This window comes from Kosakonia sp. H7A (assembly GCF_003028445.1).
In the GTDB taxonomy this organism is placed as follows: Bacteria; Pseudomonadota; Gammaproteobacteria; order Enterobacterales; family Enterobacteriaceae; genus Kosakonia; species Kosakonia radicincitans.
Window position 1 is genome coordinate 245,818 of sequence record NZ_PYTZ01000006.1, and the last position, 24,165, is coordinate 269,982.

The window sequence follows — 24,165 nt, forward strand, 5'->3', positions numbered from 1 at the left end:
CTGTTTGTCCTGGCAGGGAGATGTAAGCAGGTTATGCTAAATAGTGTTAGGTAAATGTTTAAGACTCTTCCACTAAGAGTATTTCACAGCATTAATTGCCAGAAGGAGAAGAAGATGAAGAAGACTGCCGCAATTATTTCTGCATGTATGTTTACTTTTGCCCTGAGCGCCTGTTCCGGTCCGAATTACGCGTTACATACCAATGATGGACGCACGATCGTCTCGGAAGGGAAACCGAAAACTGACGATCAGACCGGCCTGATTTCGTATAAAGACGCTAACGGCAACGAACAGCAGATCAACCGTAGCGACGTGAAAGAGATGGTCGCGCTGGATAAGTAAGCGCTGAACGTGAGGTAAAAAAAAGCACCGCAATCTTGCGGTGCTACATTAATCACTATGGACAGACAGGGTAAATGTACAGGAAGTGAAAAAGGGGTAGCGTCGCTACCGTGGTCTGAATCGCAGACCAATTGCAAACACAACAACACAACATCACAACCGTAAGCCAAAAGCCCTTCAGAACACGCATTCCGAAAAAAGCTCTTCGTTCCGGCTCAGGAAGTGCCGCCACTATAGGTATTTGCTGGTAGAAGCTCAACGGACAATTTATAATGGCTCAGATAAAAAAAACTAATAGGTTAATCACTGTTTCCTGTTTGTTAAATTGCCTTTACATCTAAGCCTGAAAACCATGTCCAAGCGATTACCACCACTGAATGCATTACGCGTTTTTGATGCTGCCGCACGCCATTTAAGTTTCACGCGCGCAGCTGATGAGCTTTTTGTGACGCAGGCCGCAGTAAGCCACCAAATCAAGTCTCTTGAGGATTTCCTCGGGCTCAAACTCTTTCGCCGACGCAACCGTTCACTGCTGCTGACCGAAGAGGGGCAGAGCTATTTTCAGGATATTAAAGAGATATTTTCCCAACTGACGGAAGCTACCCGTAAGTTGCAGGCGCGCAGTGCAAAAGGCGCGCTAACCGTCAGTTTGCTCCCCAGTTTTGCCATCCAGTGGATGGTGCCAAGGCTCTCCGACTTTAACTCAACTTATCCGGGAATTGACGTTCGTATCCAGGCCGTTGACCGTCAGGAAGATAAACTGGCGGACGATGTCGACGTGGCGATTTTTTACGGGCGCGGTAACTGGCCGGGAATGCGCGTCGAAAAATTGTACGCCGAATATTTGCTGCCGGTCTGTTCGCCGCTGTTGCTGACGGGCGATAAAGCGCTGAAAACGCCGGAAGATTTAGCGCACCACACTTTATTGCACGACGCATCGCGTCGCGACTGGCAAACTTATACGCGGCAATTAGGTCTTAACCTCAACGTTCAGCAGGGACCCATCTTCAGCCACAGCTCTATGGTGCTTCAGGCGGCCATCCACGGACAGGGGATCGCACTGGCCAACAATGTAATGGCACAGTCCGAAATCGAGGCAGGTCGCCTGGTCTGCCCGTTTAATGATGTTCTGGTCAGTAAGAATGCGTTTTATCTGGTTTGTCATGACAGTCAGGCAGAACTGGGTAAAATAGCCGCCTTTCGTCAGTGGATCCTGGCCAAAGCGGCAAGCGAACAGGAAAAATTCCGTTTCCGTTATGAACATTAATGCGCGCGCGTGGCGCGTATGACTTTTTAGGGTACTCACATGACCAGCCGTTTTATGTTGATTTTCGCCGCGGTGAGCGGTTTTGTATTTGTCGCGCTCGGCGCATTCGGCGCGCATGTTTTACGTAAAACTTTGGGTGTGCCGGAGATGAGCTGGATCCAGACCGGCCTCGAATATCAGGCATTCCACACGCTGGCCGTGCTGGGCCTGGCGGTGGCGATGCAGCGTCGCATCAGCATCTGGTTTTACTGGAGTAGTGTTTTTCTTGCGCTGGGCACCGTGCTGTTTAGCGGCAGCCTCTATTGCCTGGCACTTTCGCATTTACGCTTGTGGGCGTTTGTTACGCCAGTCGGTGGGGTTTGTTTCTTAATCGGCTGGGCATTGATGTTGATTGGCGCAATTCGTCTGAAACGTAGGGGCGTTGTTCATGAATAAAGTGGTATTGCTGTGCCGCCCGGGTTTTGAGAAAGAGTGCGCAGCCGAAATTACCGATAAAGCTGGCCGCCTTGAGGTGTTCGGTTTTGCCCGGGTGAAAGAGAATTCGGGCTATGTCGTGTTCGAGTGCTATCAGGAAAACGACGCGGACAAAGTGGCGCGCGAGCTGCCGTTCAGTTCGCTGATTTTCGCCCGTCAGATGTTTGTCGTGGGCGAACTGTTGCGCGATCTGCCGCCAGAAGATCGTATTACGCCGATCGTCGGTATGTTGCAGGGCGTGGTGGAGAAAGCCGGGGATTTGCGCGTCGAGGTGGCCGATACCAACGAAAGCAAAGAACTGATGAAGTTCTGCCGCAAGTTCACCGTGCCGCTGCGCGGTGCGCTGCGTGAAGCAGGCGTGCTGGCGCGCAATGATTCGCCGAAACGTCCGGTGGTGCATATCTTCTTTATTGCTCCTGGCTGCTGTTATACCGGTTATTCGTATTCGTATAACAATTCTCCGTTCTATATGGGCATCCCGCGCCTGAAGTTCCCGTCGGATGCGCCGAGCCGTTCAACCCTCAAACTGGAAGAGGCGTTCCACGTCTTTATTCCGGCGGACGAATGGGATGAGCGCCTGGCCAACGGCATGTACGCGGTAGATCTCGGTGCCTGCCCGGGCGGCTGGACCTATCAACTGGTGAAACGCAATATGTGGGTGTCTTCTGTGGATAACGGCCCGATGGCGCAAAGCCTGATGGATACCGGGCAGGTCACCTGGCTGCGGGAAGATGGTTTCCGTTACCGGCCGAACCGCAATAACATCTCATGGATGGTGTGCGATATGGTGGAAAAACCGGCGAAAGTCGCCGCGCTGATGGCGCAGTGGCTGGTGCAGGGCTGGTGCCGCGAAACTATTTTCAACCTGAAGCTGCCGATGAAAAAGCGCTATGAAGAGGTGTCAAATAACCTCGCCTTTATCCAGCAGCAGCTGGATGAACATAATATCGCTGCGCAAATTCAGGCGCGCCAGCTGTACCACGATCGCGAAGAAGTCACGGTACATGTGCGTCGTATGTGGGCGGCCGTCGGCGGTCGTCGCGACGAGCGTTAAAACCAGCTGAGCCGGGCAATGTCCGGCTCAGGCGAGTTCGCTGTCAGAGACAATATGCGTCACATCATCCAGGTGCCCAATCCGCGCCTCTCCCGAACGGTTGAATTTACTCTTATCGATCAGCAGTAACGACTGCGCCGCGCGTTTCAGCAGAATGGATTTGAACCCGGCATTGTAGGTGTTTGAATCCCAGAGCGTGCCGCTGCTGTCGATCCCTTCGCAGGAAAAAATAAACAGGTCGATATCGAGCGATTTGAGCTGGGAGATGAGCGACGGATTGACGTAGCAGCCATATTTGCGCTCCAGCGTGCCGCCGGAACTGATCAGTTGCAGATGTTCACGCTTGGCCAGCTCCTGGCAAATTGGGTGGCTGTTGGTAAAGACATGGAGATTGCAGTCCGGCAACTGGCGAGCGAGATACCAGCAGGTGGAGCTGGCGTCCAGCGCGATCACCATGCCTTCTTCTATCCAGCCAAGCGCTTTGCGGGCGATATCCGCCTTGTGGGCATAATGGCTTTTCAGGCGGATATGAAAGGGATCGCCGCTGTCCTGATTTTCCTGGTGGAGCGTCCTGGCGCGCCCGTGATTGCGCAGCACTTTTCCCTGCGCCTGCAATTCACTGAGATCGCGGCGAATCGTCTCTTTGCTGACGTTGAGCTGCACTGACAATGCTTCGGTTGTCAGGCTCTGGTGATGCCTCAACAGATCGATGATGGTTTGTTGGCGTGCCGCTTTCATTTGCTCTTCTTCCGTCATCCGATGAAGGCCTGCATCATGCGGGCGCTACGGGCAAAAAGATTACGGCGTTACCCCTTTCTTTAAAAGAATATTCCGTTACTTCGCGCGCTCTCCTGTGATACCGATCGCAAAGGTTTTTTGCGAAAGAAACGGGTGAGATGTTGCCACAGAAGAAAAGGCGCCCTGATTTCAGGACGCCTGAGCGCTTACGGGTTACTGGCTTTGGCCAGCTCTTTGGTTAACGGCAACATAATCCGCATCACGTCGCGGCTACGGTGCGCAATACGGCCGGGCAGGGCTTGATCGAGAAACTGCTGGTTATCGATGCGCGCGTTGTGGTAGCTGATGCCATCAGGGAAACTTTTTGATTTCGCCCGCTGTTGCATGCCGTCTTTCTTGCCGAGCGACCAGTTGGTGGCTTCCACCGACAGAACCGGGATCCCCGCTTTATCAAACACCTCGGCATCGTTGCAGCAACTGGTGCCTTTCGGGTAATCAGGGTTAAGGCCGGGATTTATCATCGCGCTGATACCGTGGGCGCGGGCGATAGCCAGCGCACGATCCCGCGTCAGTTTACGGACCGATGCTGGCGTATTTTTGCCACTATTAAAGTAGAGCTTGTCGCCGACAATCAGGTTATTAAGGTTGATCACCAGCAGGGTATTTTTCTTCTCTTGCTCGCTCATCCGCGCGAGCACGTTTGCCGCGCCAAGATGGCCCTCTTCCTCACCGCTGGTGGCGACAAAGCGGATGCTGTACTGCGTTGGCACGGATTTCAGCACCTGCGCCAGTTCCAGCATCACGCCCAGCGCGGCCGCGTTGTCATCCAGGCCCTGAAGCGTCAGGCCGCCCAGATTGTTATCGACATCGGCATCGCTATGCGGCGCATACGTATCAAGATGCGCCATAATCATGATCTGCTGCGGCAGCGTGCCTTCATGGGCGGCGATCACCGTACTGCCGGTGACATTTTGCCAGTTCTGCCGGTTATCTTTGGTGGTGTAGCGGTAGCGGGTTTTGAACTTGCGGATATCGCTCTGGTATCCCATCTGTTCAAACTGCTGCTGCAAATAGTCTGCGGAGAGCATTTCAGCCGGTGTGCCGGTCATGCGTCCAGGAAAGAGGGTGGCAATGTGGCGAGCCTGCTCGTTGGCAAATTCACCGGGTTGGGACGTACGGGCATGAGCCGGAAGGATAAAGCATACGCCGAGCGCCAGGGCAGCGGTACGGAGGCGCAATGCGGAAAACATAGAGAGTCCTTTATGCAGCAATTTTTTTGACGCGCTTAGTATGAAACTGTGACCAGGTTTACACAATTTCATTTGTTCTTAACCTGCCGAAAATGCTCGCCTTAAGCACTTTTTGATATTTGTATTGCCACTGCGTTATTCCTTTGCGGAACTACTCATTCCAATTCGTAATTTCATTCGCCCGGAACCGCCCCCTATAGTCGCACTATTGCTGGCTGTAAGTGAGTTGCTTTGTGGATTACCTGCCATTATTTGCTGAAGTAAAAGACCGCCCCGTACTGGTGATTGGCGGCGGCGAAATCGCCGCGCGCAAGATCACCTTTTTGCGTCGCGCTGGCGCACGCGTGCAGGTTGTCGCGCAACGGCTGGAACCGCAACTGCAACAGCTTGCCGACAGCCAGGCGATTCACTGGCTGGCGACCGAATTTGACGAAGCACAGCTGGATGCCGTTTTCCTGGTGATTGCGGCAACCGATGACACGGCGCTGAATCAGCGCGTCTTTGCGGCAGCAAATGCGCGTCACAAGCTGGTCAACGTCGTGGATAACCAGCCGCTGTGTTCCTTTATTTTCCCGTCGATTGTTGATCGCTCGCCGCTGCTGGTGGCGATTTCCTCTGGCGGAACCGCGCCGGTGCTGGCGCGTCTGCTGCGTGAAAAGATAGAAGCGCTGCTGCCGGGCAATCTGGGCCGTATGGCGGAAGTGGCCGGGCGCTGGCGTTCGCGGATTAAAGCCTTTCGCCGCACCACGGATGAACGTCGCCGCTTCTGGGAAAGCGCTTTTCGCGGGCGTTTTGCCAGCCTGATGGCTGCCGGAGATGAACCCGCCGCCGAAAAAGCGCTCAAAGCCGAACTGAAACAGCCGGGTTCGGGTAGCGGAGAAATTATCCTGGTTGGTGCCGGGCCGGGCGACGCGGGGCTGCTGACGTTGCGCGGTTTGCAGGTGATCCAGCAGGCCGACGTGGTGTTTTACGATCATCTGGTCAGCGATGAAGTGCTGGAGCTGACCCGCCGCGATGCAGAGAAAATCTGCGTCGGTAAACGCGCCGGTTCCCATTCGGTGGCGCAGCATGAGACCAACCGCATGCTGGTGGATGCGGCGCGCGAAGGTAAAACGGTGGTGCGGCTGAAAGGCGGCGACCCGTTTATTTTTGGCCGCGGCGGTGAAGAGTTACAGGCGGCGGCAGAAGCCGGCATTCCTTTTCAGGTGGTGCCGGGCGTCACGGCGGCCTCCGGCGCGACGGCTTATGCAGGCATTCCCCTGACGCACCGGGATTTTGCCCAGTCGGTAACATTTGTCACCGGCCACTATAAAGCCGACAGCGTACCGTTCGACTGGGCGCAACTGGCGCAAAGCCGACAGACGCTGGCGATTTATATGGGCACCATGAAAGCGGCAGAGATCAGCGAACAACTGATTGCTCACGGGCGCGATAAAACCACGCCGGTGGCGGTGATCTCTCGCGGTACGCGCGCGGAGCAACAGGTTACTACCGGCACACTAGAACAACTTGAGGAACTGGCGCATGCTGCGCCGATGCCCGCCCTGCTGGTGGTGGGCGAAGTGGTGCAGCTTCATCGCGAGCTCGCCTGGTTCCGGCATACGACAGCAACGGACGCCTTTGACGCCTCCGTGATTAAACTGGCTTAAGGAATGGTTATGGATCAAAAACGACTCACTCACCTGCGACAACTGGAGGCGGAAAGCATCCATATCATCCGCGAAGTGGCCGCCGAATTTTCCAACCCGGTGATGATGTACTCCATCGGCAAAGATTCCAGCGTGATGTTGCATCTGGCGCGTAAAGCCTTCTATCCGGGCACGCTGCCGTTTCCGCTGCTGCACGTCGATACCGGCTGGAAATTCCGTGAGATGTATGAATTCCGCGACCGTACCGCCAAAGCATATGGTTGCGAACTGCTGGTGCACAAAAACCCGGAAGGGGTGGCGATGGGGATTAACCCGTTCGTGCACGGCAGCGCGAAACATACCGACATTATGAAAACCGAAGGGCTGAAGCAGGCTCTGAACAAATACGGTTTTGACGCGGCTTTCGGCGGCGCGCGCCGCGACGAAGAGAAATCACGCGCCAAAGAGCGTATTTACTCCTTCCGCGACCGTTTCCACCGCTGGGATCCGAAGAACCAGCGTCCGGAGCTGTGGCACAACTACAACGGCCAGATCAACAAGGGTGAAAGCATTCGCGTTTTCCCGCTCTCGAACTGGACCGAGCTGGATATCTGGCAGTACATCTTCCTGGAAAATATTGAAATCGTTCCGCTGTACCTGGCGGCAGAGCGCCCGGTACTGGAGCGCGACGGTATGCTGATGATGATCGATGACGACCGTATCGATCTGCAACCTGGCGAAGTGATCGAGCAGCGGATGGTGCGTTTCCGTACGCTCGGCTGCTGGCCGCTGACCGGTGCGGTGGAATCTTCCGCGCAGACGCTGCCGGAGATCATTGAAGAGATGCTGGTTTCCACCACCAGTGAACGTCAGGGCCGCGTGATTGACCGCGACCAGGCCGGCTCGATGGAGCTGAAAAAACGTCAGGGATACTTCTAAGGAGCCGCCATGAATACCACTATTGCCCAACAAATTGCCAACGAAGGCGGCGTTGAAGCGTATCTGCACGCTCAGCAGCACAAAAGCCTGCTGCGCTTTCTGACCTGCGGCAGCGTCGATGACGGGAAAAGCACCCTGATCGGCCGTCTGCTGCACGATACCCGCCAGATCTATGAAGATCAGCTCTCTACGTTGCATAACGACAGTAAACGCCACGGCACGCAGGGCGAAAAACTCGACCTGGCGCTGCTGGTGGACGGCCTGCAAGCGGAGCGTGAGCAGGGCATTACCATTGATGTGGCCTATCGCTATTTCTCCACGGAGAAGCGCAAATTTATCATCGCCGATACGCCAGGGCATGAGCAGTACACCCGCAATATGGCCACCGGCGCGTCCACCTGCGATCTGGCGATTTTGTTGATCGATGCGCGTAAAGGCGTGCTGGATCAAACCCGTCGCCACAGCTTTATCTCCACGCTGCTGGGTATCAAGCACCTGGTGGTGGCAGTGAATAAAATGGATCTGGTGGAATTTAGCGAAGAGATCTTCGAAAACATCCGCCAGGACTACCTGACCTTTGCTGAACAACTGCCGGGCAACCTGGATATCCGTTTCGTGCCGCTGTCGGCGCTGGAAGGCGATAACGTTGCCAGCCAGAGCGAAAAAATGCCGTGGTACAGCGGCCCGACGCTGCTGGAAGTGCTGGAAATCGTCGAGATCCAGCGCGTAGTCGATACCCAGCCGATGCGTTTCCCGGTGCAGTATGTTAACCGCCCGAACCTCGACTTCCGTGGTTTCTCCGGTACGCTGGCGTCCGGCGTGGTGAGCGTGGGTCAACGCATTAAAGTGCTGCCATCAGGCGTGGAATCGACCATTACCCGCATCGTCACGTTTGATGGCGATTTACAGGAAGCGGGAGCGGGCGAAGCCATTACGCTGGTGCTGAAAGATGAGATCGACATCAGCCGCGGCGACCTGATTCTTGATGCGCAGGAAACCCTGCCAGCCGTACAGCGCGCGTCGCTTGACGTGGTGTGGATGGCGGAACAGCCGTTGCAACCGGGCCAGAGCTTTGACATCAAAGTGGCGGGCAAAAAGACGCGCGCACGCGTCGATGCCATTCAGTATCAGGTGGACATCAACAATCTGACGCAGCGCCAGGTCGAGAGCCTGCCGCTGAACGGCATTGGTCTGGTTGATTTGACCTTTGATGAACCGCTGACGCTGGACGCGTATCAGCAAAACCCGGTCACCGGCGGCATTATCTTTATCGATCGGCTGAGCAACGTGACCGTGGGCGCGGGTATGGTGCGTGATGTTCATATTGAACAGACGACCAGCGCTTCGGAGTTCAGCGCGTTTGAACTGGAGCTGAACCAGCTTATCCGTAAGCACTTCCCGCACTGGGGCGCGCGCGATCTGCTGGGAGGCAAATAATGGCTCTGCATGACGAAAATGTCGTCTGGCATGCCCATCCGGTAACGCCTGAGCAGCGCGAACAACTCCACGGTCACCGTGGGGTTGTGCTGTGGTTTACCGGGCTCTCCGGCTCCGGCAAATCGACGGTCGCTGGCGCGCTGGAAGAGGCGCTGCATAAGGCAGGTGTCAGTACTTATCTGCTGGATGGCGACAATGTGCGCCACGGTTTGTGCAGCGATCTCGGCTTTAGCGATGACGATCGCAAAGAGAATATCCGCCGCGTCGGCGAAGTAGCCAAACTGATGGTGGAATCCGGACTGGTGGTGCTGACGGCATTTATTTCGCCGCACCGCGCTGAGCGCCAGATGGTGCGTGAACGCCTCGGGGAAGGGCGTTTTATCGAAGTGTTTGTCGATACGCCGCTGGCGATTTGTGAAGCGCGCGATCCTAAAGGGTTGTACAAGAAAGCGCGCGCCGGTGAACTGCGTAATTTCACCGGGATTGATTCGGTTTACGAAGCGCCCAAATCGCCGGAAGTTCACCTGCAAGGTGAACAATTGGTAACAAATTTGGTCAGCCAATTATTAGACCTCCTCCGGGAGAGCGATATTATCAGATCCTGAGACGGTACTGGCGATACGCGCCTTCTTCAGGCATTACGGCGTTGAGATTACGCTTCCTGAATTGGCGCACGTATCTCCTGTTTACCGGTCGTACAGGCAACAGGATCCGATATGCGTAACAGTCAGAACATCACCCTCACACGGTCGCCATCACTCCCTGCGACCCCCGACGAAACCACATGGTCTTTTCCCGGGGCCGTGGTGGGGTTCGTTGCATGGCTGCTGGCGCTGGCGATCCCGTTTATGATTTACGGTTCCAACACGCTATTTTTCTTTCTCTATACCTGGCCGTTTTTCCTCGCGCTGATGCCCGTCTCCGTGGTGGTCGGCATTGCATTGCATTCGCTGCTCGGTGGCCGTTTGCTTTACAGCAGCGTGGCGACGCTGTTGACGGTCGCCGCCATGTTTGGCGTGCTGTTTATGTGGTTGCTGGGCTAGCGGCCTTACGTCAAAGCGTAACCCTCATTAAGGCAATGTGTCCGGCTACGGTTCGGAAGACATTTATGATAAAGTCTGGCGCTTGCGCGGCATCGCCCGGCCCCGGAGTGGAGTCTGACGAAAAGTTATGGGATGATGGTGCCGTTTTTCAGGGGGCAGGATGGGTAAACTAACGCTGCTATTGCTGGCTTTACTGGTCTGGCTACAGTACTCGCTGTGGTTTGGCAAGAATGGTCTGCATGACTACGGCCGCGTCAGCGAAGATGTGGCGACACAGCAGGCGACGAACGCCAAATTAAAATCGCGTAACGATCAGCTTTTCGCCGAAATTGACGACCTCAATGGCGGTCAGGAAGCGATTGAGGAACGCGCACGCAATGAATTAACCATGACTAAGCCGGGCGAAACGTTTTATCGTCTGGTGCCGGACTCGTCAAAGCGTACGCCGGGGTCAGCGCAAAACCAGAATCAGAATCAAAACACACAAAATAATCGATAAACAGTCCCGGGTTTACGACATGTCAGCACTAATTCCGGACGTCTGTGCCGTGGTGCCGGCCGCCGGATTCGGCCGCCGCATGCAAACGGAATGTCCTAAGCAGTATCTCTCCATTGGCCAAAAAACCATTCTTGAGCACGCCGTAGACGCGCTGCTTGCCCACCCGCGCGTCAGCCGGGTGATTATTGCCGTCAGTCCAGGCGACGAGCGCTTTGCCCGTCTGCCGCTGGCGCAACATCCGCAGATTACCGTGGTGAACGGCGGCGCAGAACGCGCTGATTCGGTGCTGGCGGGCTTAAAAGCCGCTGGCGACGCACAGTGGGTGCTGGTGCATGATGCCGCGCGTCCTTGTCTGCATCAGGATGATTTAAACCGGCTGTTACAGCTCAGCGAAACCAGCCGCGTCGGCGGTATTCTTGCCGCGCCGGTGCGCGACACCATGAAACGCGCGGAGCCGGGAAAAACAGCGATTGCCCATACCGTCGAGCGTAATGATTTATGGCATGCGCTAACGCCGCAATTTTTCCCGCTGCAACTGCTGCACGATTGCCTGACCCGCGCGCTGAATGAAGGCGCGACGATCACCGACGAAGCGTCGGCGCTGGAGTATTGCGGATTCCACCCGGAGTTGGTTGCCGGACGCGCGGATAATATTAAAGTGACCCGACCGGAAGATTTACGGCTGGCAGAATTCTATCTGACCCTTTCTGACCTTCAGGAGAAAGCATAATGCGCATTGGACACGGTTTTGACGTACACGCCTTTGGCGGTGAAGGCCCGATTATTATCGGCGGCGTACGCATTCCTTACGAGAAAGGGCTGCTGGCGCACTCTGATGGCGATGTGGCACTGCATGCGCTGACAGATGCTCTGCTGGGCGCGGCGGCGCTGGGCGACATCGGCAAACTGTTCCCGGATACCGATCCGGCATTTAAAGGCGCCGATAGCCGCGCGCTGCTGCGCGAGGCCTGGCGACGCATTCAGGCGAAGGGCTATACGCTGAGTAACGTTGATGTGACCATCATTGCCCAGGCGCCGAAAATGCTGCCGCACATTCCGCAGATGCGCGTCTTCATCGCCGAAGATCTCGGCTGCCATATGGATGATGTCAACGTCAAAGCCACCACCACCGAGAAACTTGGTTTTACCGGGCGTGGCGAAGGCATTGCCTGTGAAGCGGTCGCGCTGCTGGTGAAGGCGGCAAAATGACAGAATTCGAAAACCTGACCTGGCTGCATGGCAAACCAGCAGGTAGCGGGATCCTCAAAGCCAACCCGGAAGATTTCGTCGTTGTGGAAGATCTCGGCTTTGAACCGGATGGCGAAGGCGAACATATTCTGGTGCGTATACTGAAAAGTGGCTGCAACACCCGTTTTGTGGCAGATGCGCTGGCAAAATTCCTAAAAATTCATGCACGCGAAGTGAGCTTCGCCGGGCAAAAAGATAAACATGCGGTGACCGAGCAATGGCTCTGCGCCCGCGTGCCTGGCAATACGATGCCGGATCTCAGCACGTTTGAGCTTGAAGGCTGTAAAGTGCTGGAGTATGCCCGCCATAAGCGCAAGCTGCGGCTGGGTGCATTGCAGGGCAACGCATTTACGCTGGTGCTGCGTGAAGTGAGCGATCGGGCGGATGTGGAAGCCCGTTTGCAGACCATCAGTGAAAAAGGTGTGCCGAATTATTTCGGTGCGCAGCGTTTTGGTATTGGCGGCAGCAATTTGCAGGGCGCGTTGCGCTGGGCGCAAAGCGCTGCGCCGGTTCGCGATCGTAATAAACGCAGCTTCTGGCTGTCGGCGGCGCGCAGCGCGTTGTTTAATCAAATCGTCAACGAACGATTGAAAAAAACAGACTTTAATCAAGTTGTTGACGGCGATGCGCTACAATTAGCGGGGCGCGGTAGCTGGTTTGTCGCCAGCGAGGAAGAGCGCGCGGAATTGCAGGCGCGCGTCGATGCGAAAACCTTAATGATTACCGCCGCGCTGCCGGGTAGCGGCGATTGGGGCGCGCAGCGCGCAGCGCTGGCGTTTGAGCAACAGGCGGTTGCCGATGCGCCGGAGTTACAGGCGTTGCTGGTGCGGGAAAAAGTAGAAGCTGCGCGCCGCGCAATGCTGCTCTATCCGCAGAAGCTTTGCTGGAACTGGTGGGATGATGTCACCGTCGAGTTACGTTTCTGGCTCCCGGCGGGAAGTTTTGCCACCAGCGTGATCAGGGAACTTATTAACACATCGGGTGATTATGCGAATATTGCTGAGTAACGATGACGGGATCCACGCGCCGGGAATCCAGACGCTGGCAAAAGCGCTGCGCGAGTTTGCCGATGTTCAGGTGGTCGCGCCCGATCGTAACCGCAGCGGTGCGTCTAATTCACTGACGCTCGAATCTTCGCTCCGTACTTTTACCTTTGAAAACGGTGATATCGCTGTACAGATGGGCACGCCGACTGACTGCGTTTTCCTTGGGGTGAACGCGCTGATGCGTCCGCGCCCGGATGTGGTGGTTTCCGGCATTAATGCCGGGCCGAATCTCGGCGACGATGTGATCTACTCTGGCACCGTTGCCGCTGCGATGGAAGGGCGTCATCTCGGTTTTCCGGCGCTGGCCGTCTCGCTCAACGGGCATACCCATTATGAAACGGCTGCCGCCATCACCTGCTCTCTTCTGCGTGCGCTCAGCCGCGAGCCGCTGCGTACCGGGCGGATCCTCAATATCAACGTGCCGGATCTGCCGCTCGATCAGATCAAGGGTATTCGCGTTACCCGTTGCGGTAGCCGTCACCCGGCCGATCAGGTTATTCCGCAGCAGGATCCTCGCGGCAACACACTGTACTGGATTGGTCCGCCCGGGGAAAAATGCGATGCCGGGCCGGATACGGATTTTGCAGCCGTGGATGAAGGCTACGTCTCTGTCACGCCGTTGCATGTAGATTTAACAGCATACAGCGCGCATGATGTGGTGTCGGGCTGGCTGGATCGTGTCGGGGTGAATTCGCAATGGTGAGTAAACGCGTACAGGATCTTCTCAATCAATTACGCGCGCAGGGCATTAAAAATGAGCGGGTGCTTGAGGCGTTATCGCAAGTGCCGCGCGAGAAATTTATCGATGAGGCGTTTGAACACAAAGCGTGGGATAACGTCGCGTTACCTATTGGTCAGGGGCAAACCATTTCGCAGCCGTATATGGTGGCGCGAATGACCGAGCTGCTGGATCTGACACCTGCGTCGCGGGTGCTGGAAATCGGCACCGGCTCCGGCTATCAAACGGCGATTCTGGCGCGTCTGGTACACCATGTCTGTTCTGTTGAACGCATTAAAAGCCTGCAATGGCAGGCGCGCCGCCGCCTGAAACAGCTCGATCTACACAATGTTTCTACTCGTCACGGTGATGGCTGGCAGGGGTGGCAGGCCCGCGCTCCGTTTGACGCCATTATTGTGACCGCCGCACCGCCGGAGATCCCTGCCGCATTGATGTCGCAACTGGACGATGGCGGCCTTCTTGTTTTACCCGTAGGCGATGAAATGCAGCAGTTGAAGCGCGTTCGTCGGCGGGGAAGCGAATTTATTATTGATACTGTGGAAGCGGTGCGCTTTGTTCCGCTGATAAGAGGCGAACTGGCCTGAGTTACAGAGTTTTCCCTGGGATTTTCAGGCCGTAACAGCGTATGGTAGGCACATTTGCCGCCAGGCGTCGCGGTTATCTTTAAGTCATTGGTTATCTAAATATTGTTGGGGGATAAATGAGCGCGGGAAGCCCGAAATTCACCGTAAGCCGTATTGCGGCATTGTCACTGGTTTCGCTGTGGCTGGCAGGGTGTTCAAATTCCACTAATGCTCCAGCCCCGGTCAGTTCTGTTGGCGGCAACGCCAGTTCAAATTCCAGTTCCGGCAGCTCCGGAATGTTGATCACGCCGCCGCCAAAACTAGGCACATCATCGCAGCAGAAAATTCAGCCCGCGCAGCCAACGCAGATTCAGCCGGTGGCGCAGACGCCTGTTGAAACTGTTAACGGGCGCATCGTCTATAACCGCCAGTACGGCAATATTCCCAAAGGCAGCTATACCGGCGGTAGTACCTATACGGTGAAGCGTGGCGATACACTATTTTATATTGCGTGGATTACCGGGAACGATTTCCGTGATCTGGCGCAGCGTAATAATGTCGCCGCGCCTTATAACCTTGAAGTCGGGCAAACGTTGCAAGTGGGTAATGCATCCGGCACACCAATTACGGGTGGAAATGCCATTACTCGGGCTGATGATTCAGCACAAGGAATAGTCTCAAAACCTGCACAAAATTCCAGCGTAGTGGTTGCTTCGAAACCGACAATTACGTATTCTGAGGATTCAGGTGAACAAAGTGCTAACAAAATGTTGCCAAACAACAAGCCTGCGACAACCATCACAGCGCCTGTTACGGCACCTTCTGTAAGCTCAACCGAACCGACTGCCAGCAGTACATCTACCAGCGCGCCTATTGCTTCATGGCGCTGGCCGACTGAGGGCAAAGTTATCGACAACTTCTCTGCTACCGAAGGTGGCAATAAAGGCGTCGATATCTCCGGCAGCAAAGGACAGGCTATTGTCGCGACCGCAGATGGGCGCGTTGTATATGCCGGTAACGCGCTGCGCGGTTACGGTAATCTGATCATCATAAAACATAACGATGATTACCTGAGTGCCTACGCCCATAACGACACAATGCTGGTCCGGGAACAACAAGAAGTTAAGGCGGGGCAAAAAATAGCTACCATGGGTAGCACCGGAACCAGTTCTACACGCTTGCATTTTGAAATTCGTTACAAGGGGAAATCCGTAAACCCGCTGCGCTATTTGCCGCAGCGATAAATCGGTGCAAGGTTGTTGAAGACCCCCCATCTGAGCCGTTGCAGTGCGCGCAGATGCCGCTGCAACGGGCGCAATGAGGCGTTTTCAGGAGCGTTGCCCAGGGATCACGGGTAGGAGCCACCTTATGAATCAGAATACGCTGAAAGTTCATGATTTAAATGAAGACGCGGAATTTGATGAAAACGGAGCAGAGGTTTTTGACGAAAAAGCCTTAGTAGAAGAGGAACCCAGTGATAATGACCTGGCTGAAGAGGAGCTGTTATCGCAGGGGGCAACCCAGCGTGTATTAGATGCTACTCAGCTGTACCTTGGGGAAATTGGGTACTCCCCACTATTAACGGCCGAAGAAGAGGTCTATTTTGCACGCCGCGCACTACGCGGTGACGTCGCTTCCCGCCGTCGCATGATCGAGAGCAACCTGCGTCTGGTGGTTAAGATTGCCCGTCGTTACAGTAATCGTGGTCTGGCGCTGCTGGATCTGATTGAAGAGGGTAACCTGGGGCTGATCCGTGCCGTTGAGAAATTTGACCCTGAACGTGGGTTCCGTTTTTCAACGTATGCAACCTGGTGGATTCGTCAGACTATTGAGCGGGCGATTATGAACCAAACCCGCACCATTCGTCTGCCAATTCACATTGTTAAAGAGCTGAACGTCTATCTGCGTACCGCGCGTGAGTTGTCCCATAAGCTGGACCACGAACCGAGTGCGGAAGAGATAGCTGAACGGCTGGACAAACCGGTTGATGACGTGAGCCGTATGCTGCGTCTCAACGAGCGCATTACCTCAGTTGATACGCCGTTAGGCGGCGATTCTGAAAAAGCGCTGCTGGATATCCTGGCCGATGAAAAAGACAACGGTCCGGAAGACACCACGCAAGATGATGATATGAAACAAAGTATCGTCAAATGGCTGTTCGAACTGAACGCCAAACAGCGTGAAGTGCTGGCGCGTCGTTTCGGTCTGCTGGGCTATGAAGCTGCGACACTGGAAGATGTGGGCCGTGAAATTGGTCTCACCCGTGAACGTGTTCGTCAGATTCAGGTTGAAGGTCTGCGTCGTTTGCGTGAAATCCTGCAAACGCAAGGGCTGAATATCGAAGCGCTGTTCCGCGAATAAGCATCCTTTCAAGCCAAAAAGGCCGGTCGCAGATGACGCGGCCTTTTTCTTTTCTGCGGTTACGCTTTATCCATCATCTTTCTGATTAGCGATGAAAAAGCGGTTTGCTCTTCGGCGCTCAGACGGCCAAGAAACGCCTGATCCACGCCGTTGCCGACGGGAATACTGCTTGCCAGCAGCCTTTCTCCTTCCGGCGTCAGATAGATAAACCGCCGACGCTTATCCGCCGGATCGTTTTCCCGCCGCACTAATCCCCGACTCTCCATACGGCTCAGCATCTCCGCCAGCGTCGCCTTGGTGCTGACAGCCACCTCCGTTAACGCAACCTGCTCAATGCCCGGGTTTTCTGCAATTGAGCGCATCACCGCGTATTGTGGCTTAGTCAACTCGGGCAGCGCCTGCTGCCACTGTGAGGTATGCTGTTGAAAAAGCTGGCGCAACAGGTGAAATGCTTCATTCCTTAATTTCATTAGCGCTCTCCATCATGATCTTCTTCTTATCATAGCGGCTTCTGCGCTGCTTTATAACGATCCTCAATTTCACTTTTCGTGCCGCAACGTTTTGGGATGCCTTGTCAGGATCGTTTTGCAGGCGTAGTGTATTTCATAACGTTCGTATACGAACAATATTGAGGTGGAGAATGAAGCTAATTGTCGGAATGACCGGTGCGACGGGCGCGCCATTGGCGGTTGCACTGTTGCAGGCATTGCAGCAGATGCCGCAGGTAGAAACGCATCTGGTGATGTCGAAATGGGCAAAAACGACCATTGAACTGGAAACCCCTTTTAGCCCGCGTGAAGTTGCTGCGTTGGCGGATCATTGCCATAACCCGGCGGATCAAGCGGCGACAATCTCCTCCGGATCGTTTCATACCGACGGCATGATCATCATTCCATGCAGTATGAAAACGCTTGCAGGTATTCGCGCGGGTTATGCCGAAGGGCTGGTTGGACGCGCCGCCGATGTGGTGCTGAAAGAGGGGCGCAAGTTGGTGCTGGTGCCGCGCGAAATGCCGCTGAGCGCCATCCATCTGGAAAATATGCTCGCATTATCCCGCCTGGGCGTCGCCATGGTTCCGCCGATGCCCGCCTGGTACAACCATCCACAAACGATTGACGACGTCACGCTGCATATTGTCGCCCGCGTGCTGGATCAGTTCGGTCTTTCGCTACCGCAGGCGAAGCGCTGGGGTGGTTTGCAGGCGGCACAGAATTATTCACAGGAGAATGCATAATGGCTTTTGATGATTTACGCAGTTTTTTACAGGCGCTGGACGAGCAAGGACAGTTGCTGAAAATCAGTGAAGAGGTGAATGCCGAGCCGGATTTGGCCGCTGCCGCGAACGCGACCGGCCGCATTGGCGAAGGCGCTCCCGCACTGTGGTTCGATAATATCCGCGGCTTTGTTGATGCCCGCGTCACGATGAACACTATCGGTTCGTGGCAGAACCACGCGATTTCGCTGGGATTACCGCCGAACGCTCCGGTTAAGCAGCAGATTGACGAATTTATCCGTCGCTGGGATAAGTTCCCGGTCGCCCCGGAACGTCGCGACAATCCGCCGTGGGCGGAGAATAGCGTCGATGGGGATGACATCAATCTGTTCGATATTCTACCGCTGTTCCGCCTGAACGATGGCGATGGCGGTTTCTACCTTGATAAAGCCTGCGTTGTTTCCCGCGATCCGCTCGATCCCGATCATTTTGGCAAGCAGAACGTTGGCATCTACCGCATGGAAGTGAAGGGCAAACGCAAACTCGGCCTGCAACCGGTACCGATGCACGATATTGCGCTGCATCTGCATAAAGCGGAAGAGCGCGGCGAGGATCTGCCCATCGCGATTACGCTCGGCAACGATCCGATTATTACCCTGATGGGCGCCACGCCGCTGAAATACGATCAGTCGGAATATGAGATGGCGGGCGCGTTGCGTGAAAGCCCGTATCCGATTGCTACCGCGCCGCTGACCGGTTTCGATGTGCCATGGGGATCGGAAGTGATCCTCGAAGGGGTGATCGAAGGACGTAAGCGCGAGATCGAAGGGCCGTTCGGTGAGTTCACCGGCCACTATTCCGGCGGGCGCAACATGACAGTGGTACGCATCGATAAAGTCTCTTATCGCACGAAACCGATTTTTGAATCCCTTTACCTTGGCATGCCATGGACGGAAATCGATTATCTGATAGGGCCAGCAACCTGTGTGCCGCTGTACCAGCAACTGAAAGCCGAGTTCCCGGAAGTGCAGGCGGTAAACGCCATGTATACCCACGGTCTGTTGGCGATTATCTCCACCAAAAAACGTTACGGCGGCTTTGCCCGCGCGGTGGGTTTGCGCGCCATGACCACGCCGCACGGCCTCGGTTACGTGAAGATGGTGATCATGGTCGATGAAGACGTCGATCCGTTTAATTTGCCGCAGGTGATGTGGGCGCTGTCGTCGAAAGTAAACCCGGCAGGCGATCTGGTGCAGTTGCCGAATATGTCGGTACTGGAACTCGATCCGGGTTCAAGCCCGGCCGGTATCACCGACAAACTGATTATTGATGCCACCACGCCGGTTGCGCCGGATAACCGTGGCCACTACAGCCAGCCGGTACGTGATTTGCCGGAAACCAAAGAATGGGCTGAAAAACTGACCGCCATGCTGGCGAGCCGCCAAAAATAAGGAGCGAAAAATGATCTGTCCACGTTGTGCCGATGAGCACATTGAAATCATGGCGACGTCGCCGGTAAAAGGGGTCTGGACGGTGTACCAGTGCCAGCACTGTTTATACACCTGGCGTGATACCGAACCACTGCGTCGTACCAGCCGCGAGCACTATCCACAGGCGTTTCGTATAACGCAGAAAGATATTGATGACGCACCGCAGGTGCCGACGATTCCGCCGCTGCTGGCAGAAAATCAACGGTAACCGCATGGAAGCCCGGCCTGCACAGAATTGCTGGCCGGATTTGATCACTGCGCGGAAAACTTCCAGGCTGGATAAGCGCCATCCGGCAATCAGCGCCTTACACCAGGCTCTTCAGGCGGTAAATCCATTCCAGTGCCTGACGCGGCGTTAAGCTGTCCGGATCGAGGTTTTCCAGCGCTTCCACCGCCGGGCTGGTCTCTTCTGCCGGAGCCAACAGCGACATCTGCGTGCCGTCTATTTGCGTGGCCGCCGCATTCGGCGACAGGCTTTCCAGCTCGCGCAATTTGCTGCGTGCGCGTTTAATCACCTCTTTCGGCACGCCCGCCAGCGCAGCGACCGCCAGACCGTAACTCTTACTGGCTGCGCCGTCCTGCACGCTGTGCATAAAGGCGATGGTATCGCCATGCTCCAGCGCGTCGAGATGCACGTTTGCCACGCCTTCCATTTTTTCCGGCAGTTGCGTCAGCTCAAAGTAGTGAGTCGCGAACAGCGTCAATGCCTTGATTTTATTCGCCAGGTTTTCCGCACACGCCCATGCCAGCGACAGACCATCATAGGTCGATGTTCCGCGACCAATTTCATCCATCAGCACCAGACTGTTTTCTGTGGCGTTATGCAGGATGTTGGCGGTTTCGGTCATCTCCACCATAAAGGTCGAACGGCCGCTGGCCAGATCGTCTGCCGCGCCGACGCGGGTAAAGATGCGGTCGATTGGGCCGATTTCGACTTTTTGCGCGGGCACATAGCTGCCGATATAGGCCAGCAGCGCAATCAGCGCAGTCTGGCGCATATAGGTACTTTTACCGCCCATGTTCGGCCCGGTGATGATTAACATCCGGCGCTGCGGCGATAAATTCAGCGGGTTAGCAATAAACGGCTCTTTCAGCACCTGCTCGACCACCGGATGACGCCCTTCGGTAATGCGGATGCCTGGTTTATCAGTGAAGGTTGGGCAACTGTAATTCAGAGTGTAAGCGCGTTCCGCCAGGTTCACCAGCACATCCAGTTCCGCCAGCGCAGAGGCGCTCTGTTGCAGGTCGCCCAGATGCGGCATCAGCAGATCGAACAGCTCCTCATAAAGCTGTTTTTCCAGCGCCAGCGCTTTGCCTTTCGAGGTCAGAACTTTGTCTTCGTACTCTTTCAGTTCCGGAATAATGTAGCGTTCGGCATTTTTCAGCGTCTGGCGACGTACGTAATGGATCGGCGCCAGATGGCTTTGCCCGCGGCTAATCTGGATGTAGTAACCGTGTACCGCGTTATAACCCACTTTCAGCGTATCCAGCCCGAGGCGTTCGCGCTCGCGGATCTCCAGCCGATCAAGATAGTCAGTCGCGCCATCCGCCAGACCGCGCCATTCGTCCAGTTCGGCGTTATAACCCGGCGCAATCACGCCGCCATCGCGCACCAGCACTGGCGGCGCATCGATAATTGCGCGCTCCAGCAGTTCGCGCAGTTCGCTGAACTCGCCCATCTTTTCGCGCAGCGCCTGCACCGGCGCGCTTTTCACTTCCGCCAGTTGCGCGCGCAGTTCCGGCAGTTGCTGGAAAGCGTGACGCATACGCGCCAGGTCGCGCGGACGCGCAGTGCGCAGCGCCAGACGTGCCAGAATACGCTCCAGATCGCCCACCTGACGCAGCACCGGTTGTAGCTCGCCGCAGTGATCCTGCAATGCGCCAATGGTTTGCTGGCGTTCCGTCAGCACTTTTGTATCGCGAACCGGCATATGCAGCCAGCGTTTCAGCATGCGGCTGCCCATTGGCGTTACGGTACAATCAAGTACCGAGGCCAGCGTATTTTCGACACCGCCCGCCAGGTTCTGCGTGATCTCCAGATTCCGGCGCGTCGCGGCATCCATAATGATGGTGTCCTGCTGGCGCTCCATGGTGATGGAGCGAATATGCGGCAGGGCAGTGCGCTGCGTGTCTTTGACATACTGCAGCAGACAGCCGGCTGCGCACAGGCCCCGAGGTGCGTTTTCCACCCCAAAGCCGACCAGATCGCGGGTGCCAAATTGCAGGTTTAGCTGCTGGCGGGCGGTATCAATTTCGAACTCCCACAGCGGACGGCGCCGCAGACCGCGGCGGCCTTCAATCAGCGCCGTTTCGGCAAAGTCTTCGGCATAGAGCAACTCGGCGGGATTGGTGCGCTGTAACTCGGCGGCCATGGTGTCGCGATCGGCCGGTTCGCTGACGCGAAAACGCCCGGAGCTGATATCCAGCGTGGCGTAGCCAAAACCTTTGCTGTCCTGCCAGATGGCGGCCAGCAGATTATCCTGACGCTCCTGCAACAGCGCTTCATCGCTGATGGTGCCTGGCGTTACGATGCGCACCACTTTGCGCTCAACCGGCCCCTTGCTGGTTGCCGGATCGCCGATTTGCTCGCAAATCGCCACGGATTCGCCAAGACTCACCAGCTTCGCCAGATAGTTTTCCACCGCATGATGCGGAACCCCGGCCATCGGGATCGGCTCACCTGCCGATGCGCCACGTTTGGTCAGTGAAATATCCATAAGCTGCGAAGCGCGTTTCGCATCGTCATAAAATAGTTCGTAAAAGTCGCCCATCCGGTAGAACAGCAGAATGTCCGGATGCTGTGCTTTCAGCTTCAGGTACTGCTGCATCATTGGCGTATGCGCGTCGAAATTCTCTAGTGTACTCATCAGTTTATGATGTCCATGTGCTTAAATTTTAACGAGCCGGCGATTTTTATCATTCTTGTTGCGTATCGCCTTGCCTCATTCACAAGCATTCTGAAGGTTTTCCCAGGAATGCGGAGTAAGCATGATAACGGAGTCTTTATGGCAGGAAAACAAGAGGCAAAGCCACTGACGTTTAAAGCGGTAGAAATGATAAAGCCGGGTGACAAAGATAAAGCTGATATTCCGCTATGATCGTGATACCGCCATTGTAATGATCCTTTGCGGTGCGGGCTTACGGGCCGGGGAAGGGGTCAGCCTTGATCGCTGGGACTATGACAATGGCATTCTTACAGCCAGGCAGGGGAAGGGGGCGTAAATACCGGGAGATACACGTCACGGCAGCGGTAGATAAAGCCATCCGCGCGAAAGAGGCCAGGAATGCATTGCTTAACTATATTCAGCGCAACGGCAAGGTTGCTCTTACAACGACCAGCCTAACAGGCATTCTGGAGCAGTTACCGCAATATGTTCAGGTCAGTAAACGATCCTGTCAGGTATGCGCTACCCAGCGTCAGTATTTCTTTCGCTCCATCTTTCGGATCGAGCAGTGCGATTTTAAGCGCTTCTTCATAGAGAACGTCATCAGTAAGAAATAACAGCAGCCGTTTATCATCCACCTGAACAGCAGCTTCTGGCACCTGTACAGGAACCATAATGCCCGCACCTTTTCCAGCAATCAGGACTTCATATTTTCCCATTGATGTCGGTATAGGTTCTTCCCTGAGTTGAAGTGTAACGTTGTCCGGCAGCTTAAACATGGTTAGTCCCGGAACCCATTGATGTCCCATGCGACTGCCAACAAAAGCACCAATAACCACGCATACAGGTGCGCCAGTGCCCCTCCCCCGGCTCCTGAAATTCCAGCACTACTGATTGCAGGTTGTCGTTGAGTCTCAAGCACTCTACCCGAGGGATGCTATTGCAAATGTCTTTCAACAAACCCTGATAATTTTAATCGCTTATAGTTTAGTTATTCTTAATTGAGAAATTAAGACTTAATGAGCATGGGTTTCCAAATAAAACAAAGAATTAAGTTGCCAGGGAAGATTTCAGGGATATTTATTTCCCCTTCATTTCTATTGTTATTCAACAGAATTTGTTGCCTGTCTTTGAAACTCATGGTAATAGAAAGCAGAAACTTTACACAAAACTAACAATGAGGTTACAAATGAATAGCAGCCTAAAATGTCTTGTTGTTGTTTCCGCTATTTTGTTGAGCGCATGCTCATCTATGGGGGGAGGAGAAGATAAATTCAGTGCTTCATATGTTCAATCACATATTGTTGAGGGTAAAACGACAAAAGCTCAGGTACAGCAACTTTATGGCGTTCCTGATGATAATGAAAAATCTTCAAATGGCACTACGTGGGTTTATCATAAAAATGCTGACTACAGCAGTGTATCTTCTCTGGCGGGCTACATACCGGGAGCGGGGGCTGTTAGCAGTGCACTGGGCATGGCCAACACAGCCAGCGAAGCATCATCAACAGCCGGTAAGCTTTCAGACAAACGCAGTGGAAATACTGAGATACACGGAAACCGCCTTTATATAACCTTTAACCGCAATGATGTTGTAGATTACTGGAGTATTAACTAGAAGCCTTTTAAAAGGGTTTTAATTTGTAATGCGGCTCAAATGAGCCGCTACGTAATACATATATTTCCAGGTTGCACTGCAACATTGATGGACAGCGAGATTAATATATCTTCTTCAATCAAAACCCCTTACCGCCCGTAGCGATAATGCATCAATAGAAATAACGGAAGTCTAATAGTTATCACTCTGATGTGATAATCGTGTGGCTCCGGTACCTGAACGGTTATTTTTCTGCCAGCCTGGGAGGCCCAGGGCTCCAGAAGATGATATCTGTGCAGGGTTAATCGTCCTCAAACCTGACGCATTCTTCTTTTATCAAGGGCTTACCGGC

The 24,165-nt window shown here is 54.8% G+C and carries 26 protein-coding genes and 1 pseudogene; 22 read left to right on the forward strand and 5 right to left on the reverse strand.

Going from position 1 to position 24,165, the window contains the following annotated elements; all coding sequences use genetic code 11:
• Positions 1–114 precede the first annotated feature (114 nt).
• The 4 genes from CWM66_RS19920 (at position 115) to rlmM (ending at position 3,137) form a co-directional block, all read left to right on the forward strand.
• A complete protein-coding gene (locus tag CWM66_RS19920; RefSeq protein ID WP_007370375.1) occupies positions 115–342 on the forward strand; it encodes a YgdI/YgdR family lipoprotein in 228 nt (75 codons plus the stop codon).
• Positions 343–694: 352 nt separating this feature from the next.
• Positions 695–1,609 (forward strand): glycine cleavage system transcriptional regulator GcvA, encoded by a 915-nt coding sequence (gcvA, locus tag CWM66_RS19925; RefSeq protein WP_007370376.1) that lies wholly within the window; start codon positions 695–697, stop codon positions 1,607–1,609.
• Positions 1,610–1,648: 39 nt separating this feature from the next.
• Complete coding sequence (locus CWM66_RS19930; protein WP_007370377.1) at positions 1,649–2,044, forward strand: DUF423 domain-containing protein; 396 nt, start codon at positions 1,649–1,651, stop codon at positions 2,042–2,044.
• The gene (gene rlmM / locus CWM66_RS19935) at positions 2,037–3,137 is read left to right on the forward strand and encodes a 23S rRNA (cytidine(2498)-2'-O)-methyltransferase RlmM (protein WP_007370378.1); all 1,101 of its coding nucleotides are present in this window, start codon (positions 2,037–2,039) and stop codon (positions 3,135–3,137) included. The genes CWM66_RS19930 and rlmM overlap by 8 nt, the downstream gene beginning before the upstream one ends.
• Before the next feature lie 27 nt (positions 3,138–3,164).
• Here rlmM and fucR read toward each other — a convergent pair whose 3' ends face one another.
• Positions 3,165–3,875, reverse strand: coding sequence for an L-fucose operon activator (gene fucR, locus CWM66_RS19940; protein WP_071921884.1), 711 nt, complete (start codon positions 3,873–3,875; stop codon positions 3,165–3,167).
• A gap of 206 nt (positions 3,876–4,081) precedes the next feature.
• A complete protein-coding gene (locus CWM66_RS19945; protein ID WP_007370380.1) occupies positions 4,082–5,125 on the reverse strand; it encodes an aminopeptidase in 1,044 nt (347 codons plus the stop codon).
• 242 nt (positions 5,126–5,367) lie between these two features.
• On the opposite strand from CWM66_RS19945, the gene cysG reads away from it, so the two are divergent.
• The 13 genes from cysG to rpoS all read left to right on the forward strand — a co-directional run bounded on the left by cysG (position 5,368) and on the right by rpoS (position 16,628).
• Positions 5,368–6,774: a siroheme synthase CysG gene (gene cysG, locus CWM66_RS19950; RefSeq protein ID WP_199200055.1), complete on the forward strand. Its 1,407-nt coding sequence runs from the start codon at positions 5,368–5,370 to the stop codon at positions 6,772–6,774.
• Between the two features lie 9 nt (positions 6,775–6,783).
• The gene (gene cysD, locus CWM66_RS19955; protein ID WP_007370382.1) at positions 6,784–7,692 is read left to right on the forward strand and encodes a sulfate adenylyltransferase subunit CysD; all 909 of its coding nucleotides are present in this window, start codon (positions 6,784–6,786) and stop codon (positions 7,690–7,692) included.
• A gap of 9 nt (positions 7,693–7,701) precedes the next feature.
• On the forward strand, positions 7,702–9,129 hold the full coding sequence (gene cysN, locus CWM66_RS19960) for a sulfate adenylyltransferase subunit CysN (protein ID WP_007370383.1): 1,428 nt from the start codon (positions 7,702–7,704) through the stop codon (positions 9,127–9,129).
• Positions 9,129–9,734: an adenylyl-sulfate kinase gene (cysC, locus tag CWM66_RS19965; RefSeq protein WP_007370384.1), complete on the forward strand. Its 606-nt coding sequence runs from the start codon at positions 9,129–9,131 to the stop codon at positions 9,732–9,734. The genes cysN and cysC overlap by 1 nt, the downstream gene beginning before the upstream one ends.
• 111 nt (positions 9,735–9,845) lie before the next feature.
• Positions 9,846–10,172, forward strand: a complete 327-nt coding sequence (locus CWM66_RS19970) for a DUF3561 family protein (protein WP_035887671.1) — start codon at positions 9,846–9,848, stop codon at positions 10,170–10,172.
• Positions 10,173–10,332: 160 nt separating this feature from the next.
• Positions 10,333–10,671, forward strand: a complete 339-nt coding sequence (ftsB, locus tag CWM66_RS19975; RefSeq protein ID WP_007370386.1) for a cell division protein FtsB — start codon at positions 10,333–10,335, stop codon at positions 10,669–10,671.
• A gap of 19 nt (positions 10,672–10,690) precedes the next feature.
• Positions 10,691–11,401, forward strand: a complete 711-nt coding sequence (gene ispD / locus CWM66_RS19980; RefSeq protein ID WP_035887675.1) for a 2-C-methyl-D-erythritol 4-phosphate cytidylyltransferase — start codon at positions 10,691–10,693, stop codon at positions 11,399–11,401.
• Positions 11,401–11,880, forward strand: a complete 480-nt coding sequence (gene ispF, locus CWM66_RS19985) for a 2-C-methyl-D-erythritol 2,4-cyclodiphosphate synthase (RefSeq protein ID WP_007370388.1) — start codon at positions 11,401–11,403, stop codon at positions 11,878–11,880. Before ispD ends, ispF begins: the two co-directional genes overlap by 1 nt.
• Complete coding sequence (gene truD, locus CWM66_RS19990) at positions 11,877–12,926, forward strand: tRNA pseudouridine(13) synthase TruD (protein ID WP_071921353.1); 1,050 nt, start codon at positions 11,877–11,879, stop codon at positions 12,924–12,926. The genes ispF and truD overlap by 4 nt, the downstream gene beginning before the upstream one ends.
• Entirely contained in the window at positions 12,907–13,668 is a 762-nt protein-coding gene (gene surE, locus CWM66_RS19995; RefSeq protein WP_007370390.1) for a 5'/3'-nucleotidase SurE, read from the forward strand. Before truD ends, surE begins: the two co-directional genes overlap by 20 nt.
• On the forward strand, positions 13,662–14,288 hold the full coding sequence (locus CWM66_RS20000; RefSeq protein ID WP_007370391.1) for a protein-L-isoaspartate(D-aspartate) O-methyltransferase: 627 nt from the start codon (positions 13,662–13,664) through the stop codon (positions 14,286–14,288). Before surE ends, CWM66_RS20000 begins: the two co-directional genes overlap by 7 nt.
• A 176-nt stretch (positions 14,289–14,464) precedes the next feature.
• On the forward strand, positions 14,465–15,511 hold the full coding sequence (nlpD, locus tag CWM66_RS20005) for a murein hydrolase activator NlpD (protein WP_233218409.1): 1,047 nt from the start codon (positions 14,465–14,467) through the stop codon (positions 15,509–15,511).
• A 124-nt stretch (positions 15,512–15,635) separates the two neighbouring features.
• Positions 15,636–16,628, forward strand: coding sequence for an RNA polymerase sigma factor RpoS (rpoS, locus tag CWM66_RS20010; protein ID WP_007370393.1), 993 nt, complete (start codon positions 15,636–15,638; stop codon positions 16,626–16,628).
• A gap of 59 nt (positions 16,629–16,687) precedes the next feature.
• Here rpoS and CWM66_RS20015 read toward each other — a convergent pair whose 3' ends face one another.
• Positions 16,688–17,098 (reverse strand): MarR family winged helix-turn-helix transcriptional regulator, encoded by a 411-nt coding sequence (locus CWM66_RS20015; protein WP_107147132.1) that lies wholly within the window; start codon positions 17,096–17,098, stop codon positions 16,688–16,690.
• 170 nt (positions 17,099–17,268) lie between these two features.
• On the opposite strand from CWM66_RS20015, the gene CWM66_RS20020 reads away from it, so the two are divergent.
• The 3 genes from CWM66_RS20020 to CWM66_RS20030 are packed head-to-tail and all read left to right on the forward strand — an operon-like array spanning position 17,269 to position 19,539.
• Positions 17,269–17,862: a non-oxidative hydroxyarylic acid decarboxylases subunit B gene (locus tag CWM66_RS20020; protein WP_035887683.1), complete on the forward strand. Its 594-nt coding sequence runs from the start codon at positions 17,269–17,271 to the stop codon at positions 17,860–17,862.
• Positions 17,862–19,292 carry a non-oxidative hydroxyarylic acid decarboxylases subunit C gene (locus CWM66_RS20025; protein ID WP_107147133.1) on the forward strand — a complete coding sequence of 477 codons (1,431 nt, stop codon included), beginning with the start codon at positions 17,862–17,864 and terminating at the stop codon, positions 19,290–19,292. Before CWM66_RS20020 ends, CWM66_RS20025 begins: the two co-directional genes overlap by 1 nt.
• A 10-nt stretch (positions 19,293–19,302) precedes the next feature.
• On the forward strand, positions 19,303–19,539 hold the full coding sequence (locus CWM66_RS20030) for a non-oxidative hydroxyarylic acid decarboxylases subunit D (RefSeq protein WP_007370397.1): 237 nt from the start codon (positions 19,303–19,305) through the stop codon (positions 19,537–19,539).
• Positions 19,540–19,636: 97 nt separating this feature from the next.
• Here CWM66_RS20030 and mutS read toward each other — a convergent pair whose 3' ends face one another.
• Complete coding sequence (gene mutS, locus CWM66_RS20035; RefSeq protein ID WP_035887689.1) at positions 19,637–22,198, reverse strand: DNA mismatch repair protein MutS; 2,562 nt, start codon at positions 22,196–22,198, stop codon at positions 19,637–19,639.
• Positions 22,199–22,430: 232 nt separating this feature from the next.
• Between mutS and CWM66_RS29285 the strand changes: the two are divergent.
• Positions 22,431–22,701: pseudogene (locus tag CWM66_RS29285) on the forward strand (site-specific integrase); the annotation flags it as partial.
• On the opposite strand, the gene CWM66_RS28935 reads toward CWM66_RS29285, so the two are convergent.
• On the reverse strand, positions 22,693–22,995 hold the full coding sequence (locus tag CWM66_RS28935; RefSeq protein WP_156036557.1) for a hypothetical protein: 303 nt from the start codon (positions 22,993–22,995) through the stop codon (positions 22,693–22,695). The pseudogene CWM66_RS29285 and the gene CWM66_RS28935 sit on opposite strands and share 9 nt — an antisense overlap.
• A gap of 410 nt (positions 22,996–23,405) precedes the next feature.
• Here CWM66_RS28935 and CWM66_RS20050 point away from each other — a divergent pair, with 410 nt between their 5' ends.
• Complete coding sequence (locus CWM66_RS20050; protein ID WP_107147135.1) at positions 23,406–23,834, forward strand: hypothetical protein; 429 nt, start codon at positions 23,406–23,408, stop codon at positions 23,832–23,834.
• Positions 23,835–24,165 lie beyond the last annotated feature (331 nt).

Bases quoted from the DNA above. Each gene is read 5' to 3' on its own strand.
- CWM66_RS19920 (WP_007370375.1), top strand. From the start codon at position 115: ATGAAGAAGACTGCCGCAATTATTTCTGCATGTATGTTTACTTTTGCC.
- gcvA (WP_007370376.1), top strand. From the start codon at position 695: ATGTCCAAGCGATTACCACCACTGAATGCATTACGCGTTTTTGATGCT.
- CWM66_RS19930 (WP_007370377.1), top strand. From the start codon at position 1,649: ATGACCAGCCGTTTTATGTTGATTTTCGCCGCGGTGAGCGGTTTTGTA.
- rlmM (WP_007370378.1), top strand. From the start codon at position 2,037: ATGAATAAAGTGGTATTGCTGTGCCGCCCGGGTTTTGAGAAAGAGTGC.
- fucR (WP_071921884.1), bottom strand. From the start codon at position 3,875: ATGAAAGCGGCACGCCAACAAACCATCATCGATCTGTTGAGGCATCAC.
- CWM66_RS19945 (WP_007370380.1), bottom strand. From the start codon at position 5,125: ATGTTTTCCGCATTGCGCCTCCGTACCGCTGCCCTGGCGCTCGGCGTA.
- cysD (WP_007370382.1), top strand. From the start codon at position 6,784: ATGGATCAAAAACGACTCACTCACCTGCGACAACTGGAGGCGGAAAGC.
- cysN (WP_007370383.1), top strand. From the start codon at position 7,702: ATGAATACCACTATTGCCCAACAAATTGCCAACGAAGGCGGCGTTGAA.
- cysC (WP_007370384.1), top strand. From the start codon at position 9,129: ATGGCTCTGCATGACGAAAATGTCGTCTGGCATGCCCATCCGGTAACG.
- CWM66_RS19970 (WP_035887671.1), top strand. From the start codon at position 9,846: ATGCGTAACAGTCAGAACATCACCCTCACACGGTCGCCATCACTCCCT.
- ftsB (WP_007370386.1), top strand. From the start codon at position 10,333: ATGGGTAAACTAACGCTGCTATTGCTGGCTTTACTGGTCTGGCTACAG.
- ispD (WP_035887675.1), top strand. From the start codon at position 10,691: ATGTCAGCACTAATTCCGGACGTCTGTGCCGTGGTGCCGGCCGCCGGA.
- ispF (WP_007370388.1), top strand. From the start codon at position 11,401: ATGCGCATTGGACACGGTTTTGACGTACACGCCTTTGGCGGTGAAGGC.
- truD (WP_071921353.1), top strand. From the start codon at position 11,877: ATGACAGAATTCGAAAACCTGACCTGGCTGCATGGCAAACCAGCAGGT.
- surE (WP_007370390.1), top strand. From the start codon at position 12,907: ATGCGAATATTGCTGAGTAACGATGACGGGATCCACGCGCCGGGAATC.
- CWM66_RS20000 (WP_007370391.1), top strand. From the start codon at position 13,662: ATGGTGAGTAAACGCGTACAGGATCTTCTCAATCAATTACGCGCGCAG.
- rpoS (WP_007370393.1), top strand. From the start codon at position 15,636: ATGAATCAGAATACGCTGAAAGTTCATGATTTAAATGAAGACGCGGAA.
- CWM66_RS20015 (WP_107147132.1), bottom strand. From the start codon at position 17,098: ATGAAATTAAGGAATGAAGCATTTCACCTGTTGCGCCAGCTTTTTCAA.
- CWM66_RS20020 (WP_035887683.1), top strand. From the start codon at position 17,269: ATGAAGCTAATTGTCGGAATGACCGGTGCGACGGGCGCGCCATTGGCG.
- CWM66_RS20025 (WP_107147133.1), top strand. From the start codon at position 17,862: ATGGCTTTTGATGATTTACGCAGTTTTTTACAGGCGCTGGACGAGCAA.
- CWM66_RS20030 (WP_007370397.1), top strand. From the start codon at position 19,303: ATGATCTGTCCACGTTGTGCCGATGAGCACATTGAAATCATGGCGACG.
- mutS (WP_035887689.1), bottom strand. From the start codon at position 22,198: ATGAGTACACTAGAGAATTTCGACGCGCATACGCCAATGATGCAGCAG.
- CWM66_RS28935 (WP_156036557.1), bottom strand. From the start codon at position 22,995: ATGTTTAAGCTGCCGGACAACGTTACACTTCAACTCAGGGAAGAACCT.
- CWM66_RS20050 (WP_107147135.1), top strand. From the start codon at position 23,406: ATGAATAGCAGCCTAAAATGTCTTGTTGTTGTTTCCGCTATTTTGTTG.